Genomic DNA, 15,966 nt, shown 5'->3' on the forward strand with positions numbered 1-15,966 from the left:
ACAATCATGAAATCAATCCGACTCGCCAGTCTTGCGCTGTCGGCTGCGGTCGCTGCGGCAGCCGTCTATGCATTCTCGGCGCGGCCCCTTGCCGTTTTCCCGGATACCCGGGTGCGCGCCGACCGCCTTCAGATCAATGGCATGGCCAAGGCCGGCAAGCGTCTGGTGGCGGTCGGCGAGGGCGGGCATATCTTGTTCAGCGATGACCTGGGCGGCCATTGGCAAGACGCGGAGGTGACGCCGCAGTCCGGATCGACCTTGAATCAGGTCAGCTTCGGCGACAATTCGCATGGCCTGGCGGTCGGCCACGACGGCGCGATCGTCAAAACCGACGATGGCGGCGCGCATTGGCGCCAGGTGCGATTCGATGACAAACATTCCGAGCCGTTGCTGGGCATTTCCTCCATTGATCCCGACACGGCGTTTGCGGTTGGCAGTTTCGGCACAATGCTGCGCTCGACCGACGACGGCGCGCACTGGAGCAGGCCGGCATCCATGCCGGATATCGCCGACGGTCATGTGAATGCGCTGGTCGCGGGTGAGGGCGGGCGCTTGCTGCTGGTCGGCGAGGCCGGCATGTTGCAGCGCTCTGCGGACAGCGGAGCACAGTGGGAAGCATTGACGCTTCCCTACAAAGGATCGTTGTTCGGCGGCCTGGCGTTGTCTGCGAATACCTGGCTGGTGTATGGCATGCGCGGCAATGTGTTCCGGACCGAAGATTTTGGCACTAGCTGGACGCGCATCGAAAGCGGCTTGCCGACCTCGTTTTTCGGCGGCTTGCGGTTGCAGGACGGGCGCATTGTGCTGGTCGGCCAGGGCGGGGCGATGCTGGTCTCAAGCGACGCCGGCAAGAGTTTCAGGATTCATCGCGTCGGTGGCCGTGCCAGCCTGACCAGTCTGGTCGAACTGGCCCCCGGTAAATTGTTGATTGGCGGCGAGGCGGGCGTTTCTACGGATGCGCTGTGAAGCCCGTTCTGGCGTCGTGTTCCACGGCATCCATTTCTTTGAATCATTTGCGTTGAGAGTCCCGTCATGAGTCAGTCATCCAATTCACGTTTGTCCGCCTTTATCGATTCCTGTGCCGCTTTCCTGTTGCATTCTCGCCGCCTGTTGTTGTGGCTGTTCATTGTCCTGACCTTGCTGCTGGCGGCCTCTGCCACCCGGGTCAGACTGGATCCCGGCTTCGCCAAAACCGTGCCTTTGCAACATCCTTACATGCAGACTTTCACGAAGTATGCGAGCAAATTTTCCGGTGCCAACCGGATTGTCGTCAGCTTGCGCTGGAAGGGGGCGGGCGATATCTATAACAGGCAATTTCTGGCTGCCTTGCGTGAGGTGACCGATGATGTGTTCTTCCTGCCGGGGGTTCAGCGTAGCCGGGTGTCGTCGCTGTTCACGCCTAACGTGCGTTACACCGAAGTCACCGAGGCCGGTTTCTATGGCGATGTGGTAGTGCCGGCGCGCTTCTCCGGCCAGCCGCAAGAGCTTGAAACAGTGCGGGTCAACGTCGCCCGTTCCGGACAAATCGGGCAACTGGTGGCTAACGATCTGAAGAGTGCAATGGTCCGGGCGGAGTTGCAAGAGGTCGATCCGAACACCGGCCAAAAGCTGGATTACGTCCAGGTTGCACACAAACTGGAACAGATCCGCAGCAAATACGGCAAGGACAATATCGAGATCAACATCACCGGCTTTGCCAAGGAGATGGGCGATGTGATGGCCGGTATCGATGGCGTGATGTCGTTTTTCGGGGTCGCGTTCCTGATTACCGCCGCTTTGCTTTTCCTGTATACCCGGTCGGCACGCATGACCGGATTGGCGCTGGCGGTGGCCTTGTTGCCGGTGATCTGGCTGCTGGGGATATTGCCGCTGATCGGATTCGGCATCGATCCGATGTCGATACTGGTGCCCTTCCTGATTTTCTCCATCGGCGTGTCGCACGCTGTGCAAATGACGAACGCCTGGCGTCAGGCCGCGCAGGCCGGCGCATCTTCCAGGGAAGCATCGCGGGAAGCATTCCGCAGGTTATTCATCCCCGGTACGGTGGCCTTGCTGACCAACGCGCTCGGGTTCCTGGCGATCATGACTATCAAGATCGATATCGTGCGCGAACTGGGCGTGACGGCCTGCATCGGCGTGCTGCTGATGATTCTGACGAATAAGATGTTTTTGCCGATTCTGTTGTCGTATATGTCGACCGGCGTGCAGCCGTCTGCAGTCAAGCTTGCGTCCGAACAGCGCAGCCGGTTCTGGTGGGCGCTATCGTCTGCCGCCGAACCGCGCGTCGCCTTGCTGGTGATGTTGTTGAGCGCCGGCTTGCTGGTGCTGGGAGCGTTTGGCGCGCGTCATTTGAAAGTCGGGGATATCGGCAACGGCGTACCCGAACTGCGGGAAAATTCGCGTTATAACCGTGATAACGCCGCCATTACCAGGCAATACAACGTCGGCGTCGATGTGTTGTCGGTGATCGCCGAGACCCGCGAAAGCGGCGATGCCTGCCTGCAGTATCCGGTCATGAGCAGTATCGAACGCTTCGAAATATTCCTGCGCGGTGTCGCCGGTGTCCAGTCCGTCGTCAGCGTGCCATCGCAGGCGAAAGTAACCATAGCGGCCTTTAATGAGGGCAATCCGCGCTGGCAGGCATTGCCGCGCAGCAGTCAGGGATTGGGGCAGGGGTCGGGCAGTTTCAACCCGGACTACGGCATGAATTCCGAAGACTGCAAGGCGATCCAGGTCCTGATTTACACCGACAATCACGAGGGCACCACGATTGCGCATGTGATCGGCGAGATCAAACGTTTTATCGCGCAGGAGAAATCGCCGGTCAGGTTCCAGCTGGCCAGCGGCGATGTCGGCGTGATGGCGGCCACCAATGAGGCGGTGGAGCAGGCCGAGGTAGGCATGCTGCTGTCGATCTTTGCGGCGATTACGCTGCTGTGCCTGATCACCTTCCGCTCCTGGCAGGCGGTGCTGTGCATCATCGTGCCATTGGCGTTGGTGTCGATCCTGTGCAATGCCTTGATGCCGCTGTTGGGGGTAGGGCTCAAGGTGTCGACCTTGCCGGTGATCGCGCTGGGAGTCGGGGTCGGGGTCGATTACGGCATTTATTTGTACGAACGGATCCAGCATCAGATGCAAGTCGAAGGCCAGGCATTCCGGCTGGCGTTTTATGAGGCCATGCGGCAACGCGGCACCGCGGCATTGTTTACCGCCGTGACCATGTCGCTCGGTGTCGGTACCTGGGCTTTCTCGGCACTCAAATTTCAGGCCGATATGGGGTTGTTGCTGGCCTTCATGTTCCTGGTCAATGTGCTGGGTTCGATTTTCCTGTTGCCTGCGCTGGCAGCCGGCCTGCTGGCTAGGCGGTCTCCCAAAAAAAGCGTTAGCGCGGTGGTCCGCGCCGCCACCTTGCAAGGGTAAATAATATGTCTTCCAGCTCTCGAATGAATACGCGTCAGGCCATAACGCTGGCAACAACGCAGGCAACAGCGGAGCACGAATACGACGTGATTGTGGTGGGCTCCGGCGGCGGCGCGATGCTTGCCGCCTGCCGTGCCGCGGACCATGGCATGTCGGTGCTGGTGCTGGAAAAATGTGCGCTGTATGGCGGCACCACGGCCATCTCGGGCGGCGGGATATGGATCCCGTGCAATCCGCTGGCACAGGCGGCCGGTGCCGCAGACAGCCTGGATGAGGCGCTGGCGTATGTGCGGGCCTGCATCGGGCCGGATATGTCCGAGTCGCGGGTGCGCGCCTACCTGCAAGCCGGACCGCGCATGGTCGCGTATCTGCACGACAAGACCCGGGTACGGTTTGTCACCTTACCTGAGTATGCCGATTATTTTCAGCATGCGGCGTCCGCCAAACCGGGGCATCGCTCGCTTGATCCGGTCCCGTTCGACGCCCGCAAACTGGGGGCGGATCACGCCGTGCAGCGTCCACCGCTGGCGGCCACGCTGGTTGCAGGGCGCTTATCGATGACCCAGACCGAGGCGCGCGAGATACTCGGCAAACATCCCGGCTGGATGAAGATCCTGGCGCGGATCGGTGTGCGGTATGCGCTGGATCTGCGCTGGCGCCTGCGCTCGAAGTCGGACCGGCGCATGACGCTGGGCGCTGCGCTGGTCGCCGGTCTGCGCAGCTCCATGCAGGATCGGAAGATTCCGTTGTGGTTGAACACGCCATTGACACAACTGGTACAGGAGGACGGCCGGATTGCAGGCGTCATCGTCGAGCGCAACGGCGCAGCGCTTCGGATCGCAGCGCGCAAGGGCGTGATTCTCGGGGCCGGCGGATTCGAATGGAACCAGGAAATGCGCGATCAATATTTACCGCAGCCGAGCCGCATCGAATGGAGCGTGACGCCGCCGCATGCGAATACCGGCGATGCGATCCGGGCCGGCCAGGCGGTCGGCGCCAAAGTGGCATTGATGGAGCACCTGTGGGGTGTGCCGGCCGTAGAAATTCCCGGCAAGCCGCAAACACATCCGATTTTTGTCGAGCGCTCATTGCCGGGATGCCTGATTGTGAATGCGCAGGGGCAGCGGTTCCTGAACGAAAATCTGGCCTACACGGAATTCGTCCGGACCATGTACCGCCGGCATGCCGAGGGCGGCGGCACGATTCCGGCCTGGATCATATTCGATGCGCGGTTCCGCAAGAATTATCCTTGCGGCCCGATTTTGCCCGGATCGATAATGCCTGACAGCCGCCTGCCGCCGCCATTGCGCGAGATTCTTCATTGCGCCGACACGCTGGAGGAGCTTGCGCTCAGGATCGGCGTGGATGCCGGCGGCCTGCGCGGCAGCGTCGCACGCATGAACAGCGCCGCCGCAAGCGGTGTCGACACCGAGTTTGGAAAGGGCGACAACGTCTTCGATACCTACTACGGCGACATCAACGTCAAGCCCAATCCCTGTCTGGCACCCATCATGCAGGCGCCGTACTACGCACTGAAACTGGTCCCGGGCGACATCGGGACCAAAGGCGGTTTACTGACCGATGCCAACGCCCGGGTTCAGCAGCATGACGGGACCGCGATTCCCGGCTTGTATGCGATCGGCAATTGCAGCGCAGCGGTCATGGGAACGACCTATCCCGGCGCCGGCGCGACCATCGGCCCGGCGATGGTGTTTGGCATGCTGGCCGCAGATCATATTGCATCCCAGACTGTGGAAGACGGAATTTCAGAGGCAGCTCAGTGTAAAAATTACCTGGATTAGCCAGGAAATTTACCAAAGTTAGTGAGTTTATGTAAAATACATAAACTCACTAACTTTGGTATATCCATGGATCCTATTCTTAATCCTTATGCCCCTGGCGCCGGTAGCCCGCCTCCTGAACTGGCTGGTCGCAGCACGGTAAGAGAACGCGTCAGGGTGTGCATCGAACGACTGCGGCACGGCAAGCAAACCAAGAGCGTCATGATGGTTGGCCTGCGCGGGGTAGGAAAAACAGTGCTGCTTGATCGCATGCGGAACGATGCAGAAAAAAGTGGCGTTCATACCATCCGGATCGAAGCCCCCGAAAGTCGTTCGCTTCCAGCGCTTCTTGCCCCTCAGCTTCGACTCGCCCTACTCCGACTGAGCCGGATCGCAGCCGCAAAGGATTATGCGATCAGAGGCCTGAGGGCGCTGACAGGCTTTGCTCGCAAACTGAAGGTCACCTATTCCGACATTGAGGTTGGCCTGGATTACGAGTCTGAGCCTGGCTTGGCCGACAACGGAGATCTCGAAGGGGATCTGACCGCGTTGCTGGAGCAGGTTGGTATAGCTGCGCGGGAAGCTAAAACCGTTTTAGTTATCTTCATTGACGAGCTTCAATATGTTCCCGAAACTCAGCTGGCTGCACTGATCTCAGCCCTCCACCGTTGCTCGCAGAGTCAACTTCCGGTGACTGTTGTAGGGGCTGGCCTTCCTCAGCTTAGAGGCCGGATGGGCGAGGCTAAATCCTATGCCGAGCGTCTTTTCGACTTTCCCGAGATCGGGCCATTAGACAAAAATGATGCCAAGGAGGCGATCGTCAAGCCCGCGGAAAAAGAAGGGGTTGAAGTACTGGATGAAGCAGTCGATCTCATTGTCGCGAAAACCAAGGGATATCCATACTTTCTGCAGGAGTGGGGAAAACACGCTTGGGATATTGCGCCCGAGAGCCCTATCACGGAGACGGATGTAGCTAACGCTTCGCAAGAAGCCGTTGCAGCTCTCGATGAGAGCTTTTTCCGCGTTCGCTTCGACCGGCTCACGCCAAGTGAGAAGAGATATCTGCGTGCCATGGCTGAGTTAGGGCCGGGCCCGCATAGATCAGGTGACATCGCAGTTCAACTCGGGCGATCCGTCCAATCATTTGGACCGACCCGAAACAATTTGATCCTGAAAGGCATGATTTGGAGCCCGACTCATGGCGACACAGCTTTCACCGTGCCGTTGTTCGACGAGTTCATGCAACGGATCATGCCCGGGGATGACTGGAAAAATGGCGTCGCATGATGCGAGGAGCCCAGTCAGCATTGCCGGGCAGCCGCATCGATGGGTGAGGCGAGACATCCACCTTGCCTGCATTGCCCTTATCCTCCCTGTCGCTGCAGCATGGCCCAGACATCCCCGCGAAAGGTGGAGTAAACGACTTCACCCTGCGACGGTTCCGGCGCTGCCCCCGACTGGTGCATGGCTAAAGCCAGTCCACCCGCTCCCGCCAGAATGAACAGGAGATAGCCGATTTTCTGGAATAATCTTGCGGATTTCCCGTTGGCATTCCGGGATGGCGTTTTTCTTGCTATGACCAAGCTTTCCCGGCCCTGAAATTTTTCGGGTCCAGTCCGGCGCGCGCTGCGGTAGTTCATGCTTGTCTCCTGTGTTTCCCGGCGTTGCGTGCCGGAAACTAGTTATTTGCCGGTTTTTTCCGTGCTTTTTAGCTTTTTCCAACTCCATCTTCCACATATTCACTGCCCGTGACCTCGTCCAAACAGACTACGGATGCACCTATTTTTATATTGTTGAAATGGCACCCGCGCCTACCACCGGACATTCCTATACGCGGAGTGCCTGACGGACCGCCCTGGCGCCCAGTTCCAGCGCCTCATCTGCCGCGCGCAGCATGCCCACCATGCTGACGAAACCGTGAAACACGCCGTCCCAGTTTTTGAGTTGGACCGGAACCCCGGCTTGTCGCAGGCGTTTTGCATAGGCGGCCGCTTCGTCGGACAGCGGATCGCATTCCGCGGTGACGATGGTGGCACTTGGCAGTCCGGCCAGGTTTTCGGCCCGGGCAGGCACGGCAAGGGCATCGTCGCGGTCTGCCGGGTGCGGCAGATATTGCTGCCAGAACCAGCGCATCATGTCGCGCGTGAGCAGATAGCCGGTGGCGTAGGTGTCGAACGATGCGCTATCGCAGGCGGCGTCAATTACCGGGTAAAACAGCAACTGGTGCGACAGGTGCGGCAGGTTCTCGGCCGGGTCGCGTGCCAGCAAGGTACAGGCAACGGCCAGATTGCCGCCGGCGCTGTCTCCGCAGACCGCCAAACGGTGCGGATCGATGTTGAGTTGTCTGGCTTGCCCATGCACCCATCGCAATGCGGCGCAGGCATCGTTGAGCGCTGCGGGGAATGGCGCTTCCGGTGCCAGCCGGTAATCGACTGCGACCACCGCACAGTCGCTCAGATTCGCCAGCCGTCGGCACAAATTGTCATGCGAGTCGAGACCGCAAGAAACCCAGCCGCCGCCATGCAGGAAAACAATTGCCGGCAGCGTACTGTCCCGGTCTGGGTGGTACAGGCGCAGCGTCAGCGGGCCGCCGGGACCGGCGATCACGTGATCGGTCATCTTCGACACCGGCTCAGTCAGCGGCGGTAACTGTTGTCGGACCACCATGGCGCGATAGTCTGTGGCCTGCAATGTTGCATAGTCGGGTTCGGGAATGCCGGCGAACATCGATAGAATCGCCTGAGCTTGCGGATCAATGGTCATTGTTGCTCCAAGGAAAATGGTGGGAGGACGGGCGCTTAAGCAACTGCAAGCAGCGCTTCCATCCTCTGCCTGAGTGCCGCCTTGAGCATCGCGGCGTGTGGATAAATCCAGAGTTTCCCGGCGTCAACTCCGGCCAGAACGATCTCGGCCAGTTCGTCCGCCGTCATTCCGGCGCTGATCGTGTCGCGTAAAAAATCGTTGCTGTCAGCGAGCTGCCGGTCGCCGTCTGCCGGCGGGACGTTGCGGCAGATGCCGGTATTCACCGGACCCGGGCAGACAATCGACATTTTCAGCGGCAGCTTGAGCGCCGTAAATTCCTGCTGCATGGTGTCGCTCAAGGCCACCATGCCGTGCTTGGACACGGTGTAAGGCGCCAGCCAGGGGCCGACCAGCAATCCGGCTAACGATGCGATGTTGATAATGTGACCGGAACCTTGCGCGATCAGACGCGGTACAAACGCGCGCGCGGTCCGAATCGCGCTCCACAGATTGATATCCAGTACCTGCGCCCATTGCGTCTCGTCCAGTTCCCAGCTGCGGCCGCTGACCAGCGTACCGGCACAGTTATACAGCCAGTCGACCCGGCCGAAAGTGCCGAACGCCTGCTCGCTCAGGGTCGCAATGTCTGCCGGCCTGGACAAATCTGTCTTGCGTATCAAGGTGTTGACGGAGGGTGCCGTTTTTGCAATGTGTGCGGCGCTTTGCTGCAGGCCGTCATGATCGATATCTGCCAGCACCAGGTTGCTGATGTTGCGATTCGCCAGGGCGTACGCGATTGCCCGTCCTATTCCGCTGGCGGCACCGGTGATGACGGCGCAAGGCGATGAAGGCGACATGGAAATTCTCCAATTTAGAATGGGTTATGCCGCGACTATCCGGTTAGCAGGGCTGTTCTGCATCGTCCGTAAGGACGATGCAATGCGGCCGTAAGGCACGTACTTTGTCCCGTGCCGAAGCTGAATAAAGCAATCAATGGGTTGCACTACGGAAACTCCCGGGGCTCAGCCAAAAGCAAAACAAAGAAGCCGTTATTCGAACCCTCGAATTGGCGCAAGAAGCCTTTTATCAGGGTGTCGGAATCTGGCACAATAAGACGCGACTTGCCAGTCCGGTATTGGGTCAGGCAGATGGCCCCGTCAATCAATTGCGAGCGTGGTATGAACAGTTTTATCGCGCTGCCTGATCGGGTATTTCGGCGAAAGCTATAAATGGTCCGGACGCTGTCTGGATCTTGTTTTATGCGGATACTATAAATATGAAAAATGCGACAGCAATTTTTCCGTTGGAGACTTTCAGTGAATTGGTTGGCGCGGTCTATGACGGCCTTCTGGAGTCGATTCCCTGGCAAAAATGCATGCTCCGGATGCGGGAGGAGTTCGCGGCCAATTACGTCACGTTGATCCTGCGTCCGCCGCGCGCCGGCGATCATGGACTGATGATCACCGTCGGCGATCACACGATAGAAACCAATATTTCGTATAACAGCCATTTTTACGCGCTGGACCCGTTTGTCGGGTTGCCGTCGGACAAAGTGGTGACCATTAACGAGATCCTTGACGAGGCGCGCTGGGTACAGACGCCGTTCTATCAAGAGTTTCTGTATCCGGTGAATGTGCACCGCCTGATGGGGGCGGATATCGTCATGGCGGATGGCGGCGAGTGCCGCCTGCGCGTCTGTCGACCGCGCGATGTGCCGGATTTTTCCGCCCGCGACAAGGCGCTTTGCAGCATGCTGTTGCCGCACTTTAAACGCGCGGTCACCTTGCACGGAAAACTGGATCTGGTTGAATCCGAACGCAAGCTGTACGCAGGCGCGATGGATCGCTTGATGGTGGGCACCGTCATGCTTGACCAGCATGGCCGCGTGTTGCAAACCAATCGTCAGGCCGATGCGATTTTACAGGCCGGCGATGGGATACGGATTGTCAATAACATGCCGCACGCCACCCATGCAGCCGACAATCGGGAATTGCAACGGTTGATAAAAGGGGCGTTAGGCCGCCATGGCAATCAAAAGGTGGCGACGGTGGCGGATGCCATTTCAGTGATCCGCAATTCCGGCAAGCGCAATCTCGGCGTGGTAGTGCATAGCGTGCCGCCGAGCGAATGGTCGGAAGGGAAAACCCGTCCTGCGGCAATTATCTATATCCGCGATCCCGAGCACAAGGCGGAGGCGCCCCATGAAATAGTGCGCCAGCTGTTCAACTTTACGCCTGCAGAGACGAACCTGGCGATGCAATTGGCGAACGGCTTGTCGCTTGAAGATGCCGCTATAGAACTGGGAATCCGGCGCAATACCGCACGCGCGCATCTACGTGCGATTTTCTCCAAGACGGATGTCACGCGCCAGACCGAGCTGGTGCGGATACTGCTCAATAGTGTGGCGACAATGGGAATCCGCGATGCGTAGGAGCGCACTGCACCGCAAATTTCCGACCCGGACAAGCCACTCTTACGACACCGAATTTTCATCCCAGAATGCCCGCAACTGCGCGATTTTCCCGGATTTATCCAGTCTGAAATTCTCGATGATGTGCAGCGTGCCGCTGGCAATCCCGACCACGTCCATGTGCATCGAAAATTTCACGATCGCCTCGTTACCGCACACCAGGATACTCTCCAGTGTTGGATCGAACCTGGTGGGATAAGCGGCAGCGCGCTGCCAGAACGCGAGCAGGGCGGACCGGCCCTGGATGGCGGGCGCGCCAACCGGATCTTCGACCACGGCATTCTCGGCGAACAAGGCGGCGCGCGCCTGGCTATCGCCATTGCGCCAGCTCTCCAGGTAGCTGTTTACCGCGGCCGTCACCTGTTCAGGCGCCAGGTCCGACTGAATGGTGTGCAACAACTGCTGCATCATGGTCTTGATCAAGATATGTTTCTCCGTAAAAATTCCAGGCACATCCGATTAAAGGTCTCGCGATGTTCCACCATCACCCAGTGTCCGCAACGATTGATCAGCAGGAAGCGCGCATCGCGACAATGCTGCATAAGTTTCATGGCGCCCGAGACCGGATTGAATTTGTCGTCGCTCCCCCAGAAACCCAATACCGGACAGGTAATCTCGCTCAGTCGCTCGGTTAAGTTGGGTACCCGCATGGTCGACAGCACCGTGGTCGGTTGCGTGTCGCAGATCGGGAGGCGCTCGGCGATCAGCTGATCCGTGATATGCGTCGTGTCAAATACCAGCAACGACATGAGCTCGCGCATGGTAACGGCGTTGAGCTGACGTCCGGTGAACAGCGACATCATCTTCTGGATGCCCTCCATGCGGAAATACGTCTCGCGTTCTTCCACGCCGCCGGGTGCCATCAACACCAGTTTGGTGATTTCTTGCGGGTAGTCCAGCGCGTATTTCAGCGCAATCGCACCGCCCAGCGAATTGCCTACCAGGGCGCAACGGCCCACGCCGATTTCCTGCAGAAACTGATGGAGCGCCGTGACAAAAAAATCTAGCACGTATTCCTCCGCTTCCGGCTTGGAAGAGAGCCCGTAGCCAGGGAGATCAGGGACGATGACGCGATGGCCGTGCTCTGCGAAGACTGGATAGTTGTGCTTGAAATTGCTGAATCCGCTGGCGCCCGGCCCGCTGCCATGCAGGAAGACAACGATCTCGTCGCCGTCGCCAGCGTCGTGATAATGCATCGTCAAGCCGCTTGCCAGGACGGCTTGTCGGCCAAACGGAATGGAGGAAGTGTGGGTCATGTAGGGGTCTCCGGTTGCCAATGATGATTGGATCATGACCAATCCGGCATGTCGCTACATCGTCTTTTCAGACTATGTATTGCGCAGCGCATTTGCTTACTATTCAAACTTTCCATGGGAGGTCTGAATGAATAGCTCAAATGACTACGCTGGCAAGGTGGTACTGGTCACCGGGGGCACCCGAGGCATCGGCCGCAGCATTGCCGAAGCGTTCCTGGCGCAAGGCGCCATCGTTGCAATTTGCGGGCGTCAGGCGCCGTTGCAACCGATACAAGTTGGTAATAACGCGGCGCTGTTCTTTGCTGCCGACGTGCGCAATGGCGCCCAAATCACGGAAGTTTTCGCAACCTTCAAGGAGCGCTTCGGACGTCTCGACGTGCTGGTCAACAATGCCGGAGGCAGTCCGCATGTGATGGCGGCCGATGCCTCGGCGCGCTTCAACGAGGCGATCATCAGCCTGAATCTGAGCGCGCCGCTGGATCTGGCGCAACGCGCCAACGCCATCATGCAAGAGCAGGGTGGCGGCGTGATTCTCTTCATCGCCAGCGTCAGCGCCTTGCGACCGTCGCCGGGTACTGCGGTCTACGGCGCAGCCAAAGCCGGCGTGCTGAGCCTGGTACGTTCGCTTGCCATCGAGTGGGCGCCCAAGGTGCGGGTGGTGGCGCTGAGTCCGGGCCTGGTGTTGACGGAAGAATCGCATCAGCACTATGGCGATGCAGACGGTCTGGCGGCCATCAGTGCCACCATTCCGCTCGGCCGGCTGGCAGCGCCGCAGGACATTTCCGCCGCTTGTCTGTTCCTTGCGTCGCCGGCCGCGGCGTATGCCACCGGCACCAATCTGGTGCTGGATGGCGGCGGCGAAAGCCCCGCTTTTCTGGCTGCCGCCAACGTGCAGCACAGCCATCGGCAGGTAGCGCCTTTCGTCTCGGGCGATTTTTAAACGACCGAAAACGACTATGTTGAAAAATGTAGTCCGTTTAAACGATGTAGGAAGCGCCTCAAAAAATGACACTGAATCAGCGCAGCGAATTATCCATTGTGCGTGCAGGCGTCGGAAAAAAGAGGCGATCAAAAAGCCGGGTGCAGTCAAATAACAAAGTGTGGAGACCAGGGTTATGAAGAGTATGCGAGCGGCCCAGAAGCCGAAGAAAATGCGGCGTTTCACAGAGGCGGCGCTGTTGATTGCCTGTGCGCAATCGGCGCTGGCAGGCAGCACCGTGCAATTGGGAGATAACACCACCCTTGATTATGCCGCGACCATTGATTATGGAGTCGGCGTGCGTACCAAATCCCCCTCGGACGCCATCATCAACGGTCCGGTGGGCGCCTCCGGTTTGCCGTCGACCATCAACGGTGACGACGGCGATCGCAATTTCAAGAAAGGCAGTCTGACGGCTAACCGGATCAGTGCCCTGCTGGAAGGCAATCTGAAGCACGACAATCTCGGCTTCTTTGCGCGCGGCAGCATGTTTTACGACGATGTGTACAACACCCATAATGCCAACAATTCTCCCGGTACCGTGAACAAATCCGGTCCCAACAACCAGTTTACCGACGGCGCCCGCGACTATGATGGACAGCGTGCGCGTTTGCTCGATGCGTATGCCTACGGCGATTTCAATCTGGGCGGCAGCAAGCTGAATATGCGGGCCGGCCAGCAACTGGTGCAATGGGGCGAAGCTTTGTATTTCCCGAATATCGCCGGGGCGCAGGCGCCTGCCGACGCGACCAAAGCCAACGTGCCGGGAGCGGAAGTTAAGGATATCCTGTTGCCGACCGGGCAAGTTTCAGCGCAGTGGGCCATCAATAGCCAGGTGAGTTTGCTGGGTTATTACCAGTACCAATACAAGCCCACCGAGCTGTCTCCTGCGGGCGATTATTTCAGTACGGCGGACATGATCGGCCCTGGCGCCGACCGGATTTATACGCTGGCAAATCCTTTGCTGGCGAATCCAGCGACTGCTGGTTTACCCGGTCTGCCCAAGGCGTTGACCGCCATGCGCGGCCCCGACATCAAGCCGAAAAACAGCGGCGAGTGGGGCATCGGCACCCGCTTTCGGCTGGATGAGAAAACCGAGTATGGCCTGTATTACCTGCATTACCACGACAAGAATCCAAGCGTCGTGACCAATTTCGGGATTGCAACGCTGTATCCGGGAAGTGCCGGCATCCCGCCGATTACTTCGGCCGTGCTCCCTGCTGCATTTCAGAATCTGCCGATCAGCTATCAGGTAAAGTATTTCGACAATATCAAATTGGCCGGCGCCAGCTTTTCGACTCAGCTGGAAGGTGTCAACGTGGCTGGCGAAATCAGTTATCGCGATGGTGCGCCGGTGCTGGTGAATGCGCCGGCGGGCCCGACCGCAACGCGCTCCAAATCCTGGCAGGGGCAAGTCTCGGCGATCAAGTCGATTGAAAAAACGCCGCTTGCGGATTCCATGACGCTGGTCGGTGAAGTCGCGCTGCATCAGGTGTTGAGCGTCGATTCAGTCGCCATGGGAGGCGCGCAATTCAATCAACTGACCAACACCAAGTCGTCCTGGGGCTACACCCTGGCCTGGACGCTGAACTACAACAACGTGTTCAACGGCTGGGATATGGCGGTGCCGATTACGTTTCAGCAACTGGTCAATGGCAAGCCTGGCGTGGCCGGGAGTTTCGGCAGTCTGACCGGGAAGGGCGACACGCGCCTGAGCGTCGGTACCACCTTCAAGTATCTGAGCAATCTCGAAGTAGGCCTTGCCTACAACGCCTATCTCGGCGGTGCCGACGCAACGTTTCGACCGCTGGCTGATCGCGATTATATGACTGTCAACGTCAAGTACACATTCTGATAAAGAGGATTAGATGAAAACGTTTATACACAAAGTCGCGCTGTCCGCGGTATCGATCGGCGCGTTGGTCATGGTGAATCCATCCTGGGCCAAAGCCACTGCGGAAGAAATCAAATCGTTGGGAACAACACTCACGCCGATGGGCGCAGAACGGGAGGGCAACAAGGATGGCAGCATCCCGGCTTATTCGGGCAAATGGCTGGGTGCGCCGCCGGGAGTGAATTTTTCCGGTACCGGTAAGATTTATCCCGATCCTTACCCCAACGAGAAGCCTTTGTTTACGATTACTGCACAAAATATGGCGCAGTATGCGGAGCGCCTGAGCGACGGCGAAAAAGCCATGTTCAAGAAATACCCGGCGACTTTCCGCATGCCGGTGTATCCAAGTCACCGCGATTTTCGTTACCCCGACAAGGTGCTTGCCAACGTCAAGGAAAATGCGGCGACAGCGGAACTGGCTGACGGCGGCCTGGACTTGAAGGCCGCGTTTGGCGGTCCGGCTTTCCCGCTGCCGAAATCGGGTATCGAGCTGCTGTGGAATACCCAGACGGTATATCGCGCCTCGAATGAAATCGCGACCTACGATCAGGCCGTCGTGTACCCGGACGGGAATGTCGCATGGGGCCGGGTCAGCTACAAAATACTGGCGCCGAAAAACAACCTGGGCGTCGATCGCAAAGACGCCAGCGGTCCTTCGAACTATTTCAACGTCACCACACTGGTGCCGGAGCGTGAAAAGGGCACCATCATCGTCGGCAATGAAACCACCGACTTTGCCAACCATCCGCGGCAAGCCTGGCAGTACAACCCGGGCACCCGGCGGGTGCGGCAGTTGCCGAGTTTCGGCTTCGACATGCCGAATGGCGCAGGCGGGTTCCGTACCGTCGACGATGATCGGCTGTTCAATGGTTCGCCCGAGCGTTATGACTGGAAAACGCTAGGCAAAAAGGAAATCTACATTCCTTATCATGGCAACAAGCTGGACGATCCGAAGTTGAAGTATGCCGAGATGCTGACCAAAGGCCATATCAATCCAGACTTGATGCGTTATGAATTGCATCGGGTCTGGGTGCTGGAAGGAAGCGTCAAGCAAGGCGTGCGGCACCAATATGCGAAGCGCATCATGTACGTGGATGAGGACAGCTGGAACGCGGTCATGGCGGATAACTACGATGCCCGCGGCCAACTCTGGCGTGTCGCCATGGTGAACCTGGTGTATGCCTATGAGCTGCAGGCCTACCACGTGCGGGTTGCGCTGTACCACGATTTGCAGTCGGGAGCCTACCTGGCAGACCGGCTGGCCAATGAACAGCCAAAGCCTGCGAAAATCAATACCGGTGAATTGAAGGCGTCCGATTACACGCCTGACGCGGCAAGACAGGCCGGGCTGTGATATTCCAATCTCAGCAGCAGTAACAGCATCACGACGCCGGCCCCTGGGTCGGCGTTTTACAGTAGATCTG

Annotated in this window: 13 protein-coding genes and 1 pseudogene; 9 read left to right on the forward strand and 5 right to left on the reverse strand. The window is 58.6% G+C overall.

The features are described from left to right. Nucleotides 1–6 precede the first annotated feature (6 nt). The 4 genes from AC3CHX_RS08765 (at nucleotide 7) to AC3CHX_RS08780 (ending at nucleotide 6,488) form a co-directional block, all read left to right on the forward strand. Nucleotides 7–966: a WD40/YVTN/BNR-like repeat-containing protein gene (locus AC3CHX_RS08765; protein WP_488643653.1), complete on the forward strand. Its 960-nt coding sequence runs from the start codon at nucleotides 7–9 to the stop codon at nucleotides 964–966. A gap of 66 nt (nucleotides 967–1,032) precedes the next feature. Beyond that, entirely contained in the window at nucleotides 1,033–3,420 is a 2,388-nt protein-coding gene (locus AC3CHX_RS08770) for an efflux RND transporter permease subunit (protein ID WP_488643654.1), read from the forward strand. A gap of 23 nt (nucleotides 3,421–3,443) precedes the next feature. Further along, entirely contained in the window at nucleotides 3,444–5,222 is a 1,779-nt protein-coding gene (locus AC3CHX_RS08775) for an FAD-dependent oxidoreductase (protein WP_488644773.1), read from the forward strand. 66 nt (nucleotides 5,223–5,288) lie between these two features. Beyond that, a complete protein-coding gene (locus tag AC3CHX_RS08780; protein ID WP_488643655.1) occupies nucleotides 5,289–6,488 on the forward strand; it encodes an AAA family ATPase in 1,200 nt (399 codons plus the stop codon). Nucleotides 6,489–6,565: 77 nt separating this feature from the next. On the opposite strand, the gene AC3CHX_RS08785 is transcribed toward AC3CHX_RS08780, so the two are convergent. The 3 genes from AC3CHX_RS08785 to AC3CHX_RS08795 form a co-directional block, all read right to left on the reverse strand. Next, complete coding sequence (locus AC3CHX_RS08785; RefSeq protein ID WP_488643656.1) at nucleotides 6,566–6,841, reverse strand: hypothetical protein; 276 nt, start codon at nucleotides 6,839–6,841, stop codon at nucleotides 6,566–6,568. 187 nt (nucleotides 6,842–7,028) lie between these two features. Beyond that, the gene (locus tag AC3CHX_RS08790) at nucleotides 7,029–7,964 is read right to left on the reverse strand and encodes an alpha/beta hydrolase (RefSeq protein ID WP_488643657.1); all 936 of its coding nucleotides are present in this window, start codon (nucleotides 7,962–7,964) and stop codon (nucleotides 7,029–7,031) included. A 35-nt stretch (nucleotides 7,965–7,999) separates the two neighbouring features. Next, the gene (locus AC3CHX_RS08795) at nucleotides 8,000–8,800 is read right to left on the reverse strand and encodes an SDR family NAD(P)-dependent oxidoreductase (RefSeq protein ID WP_488643658.1); all 801 of its coding nucleotides are present in this window, start codon (nucleotides 8,798–8,800) and stop codon (nucleotides 8,000–8,002) included. A 152-nt stretch (nucleotides 8,801–8,952) separates the two neighbouring features. On the opposite strand from AC3CHX_RS08795, the pseudogene AC3CHX_RS08800 reads away from it, so the two are divergent. Both AC3CHX_RS08800 and AC3CHX_RS08805 read left to right on the forward strand, forming a co-directional pair. Continuing rightward, a pseudogene (locus AC3CHX_RS08800) lies at nucleotides 8,953–9,147 on the forward strand (3-ketosteroid-9-alpha-hydroxylase); the annotation flags it as partial. A gap of 72 nt (nucleotides 9,148–9,219) precedes the next feature. Continuing rightward, complete coding sequence (locus tag AC3CHX_RS08805; RefSeq protein ID WP_488643659.1) at nucleotides 9,220–10,374, forward strand: helix-turn-helix transcriptional regulator; 1,155 nt, start codon at nucleotides 9,220–9,222, stop codon at nucleotides 10,372–10,374. A 42-nt stretch (nucleotides 10,375–10,416) separates the two neighbouring features. On the opposite strand, the gene AC3CHX_RS08810 is transcribed toward AC3CHX_RS08805, so the two are convergent. Further along, nucleotides 10,417–10,836 carry a nuclear transport factor 2 family protein gene (locus AC3CHX_RS08810; protein WP_488643660.1) on the reverse strand — a complete coding sequence of 140 codons (420 nt, stop codon included), beginning with the start codon at nucleotides 10,834–10,836 and terminating at the stop codon, nucleotides 10,417–10,419. Beyond that, the gene (locus AC3CHX_RS08815; RefSeq protein WP_488643661.1) at nucleotides 10,833–11,669 is read right to left on the reverse strand and encodes an alpha/beta fold hydrolase; all 837 of its coding nucleotides are present in this window, start codon (nucleotides 11,667–11,669) and stop codon (nucleotides 10,833–10,835) included. The genes AC3CHX_RS08810 and AC3CHX_RS08815 overlap by 4 nt, the downstream gene beginning before the upstream one ends. A gap of 127 nt (nucleotides 11,670–11,796) precedes the next feature. Between AC3CHX_RS08815 and AC3CHX_RS08820 the strand changes: the two genes are divergently transcribed. From AC3CHX_RS08820 to AC3CHX_RS08830, 3 genes are all read left to right on the forward strand, one after another. Then, nucleotides 11,797–12,609: an SDR family oxidoreductase gene (locus tag AC3CHX_RS08820; protein ID WP_488643662.1), complete on the forward strand. Its 813-nt coding sequence runs from the start codon at nucleotides 11,797–11,799 to the stop codon at nucleotides 12,607–12,609. A 175-nt stretch (nucleotides 12,610–12,784) separates the two neighbouring features. Further along, complete coding sequence (locus AC3CHX_RS08825; protein ID WP_488643663.1) at nucleotides 12,785–14,503, forward strand: DUF1302 domain-containing protein; 1,719 nt, start codon at nucleotides 12,785–12,787, stop codon at nucleotides 14,501–14,503. Between the two features lie 13 nt (nucleotides 14,504–14,516). Beyond that, a complete protein-coding gene (locus AC3CHX_RS08830; protein WP_488643664.1) occupies nucleotides 14,517–15,896 on the forward strand; it encodes a DUF1329 domain-containing protein in 1,380 nt (459 codons plus the stop codon). The last annotated feature ends 70 nt before the right edge of the window (nucleotides 15,897–15,966 follow it).

This window comes from Glaciimonas sp. OK215 (assembly GCF_057787885.1).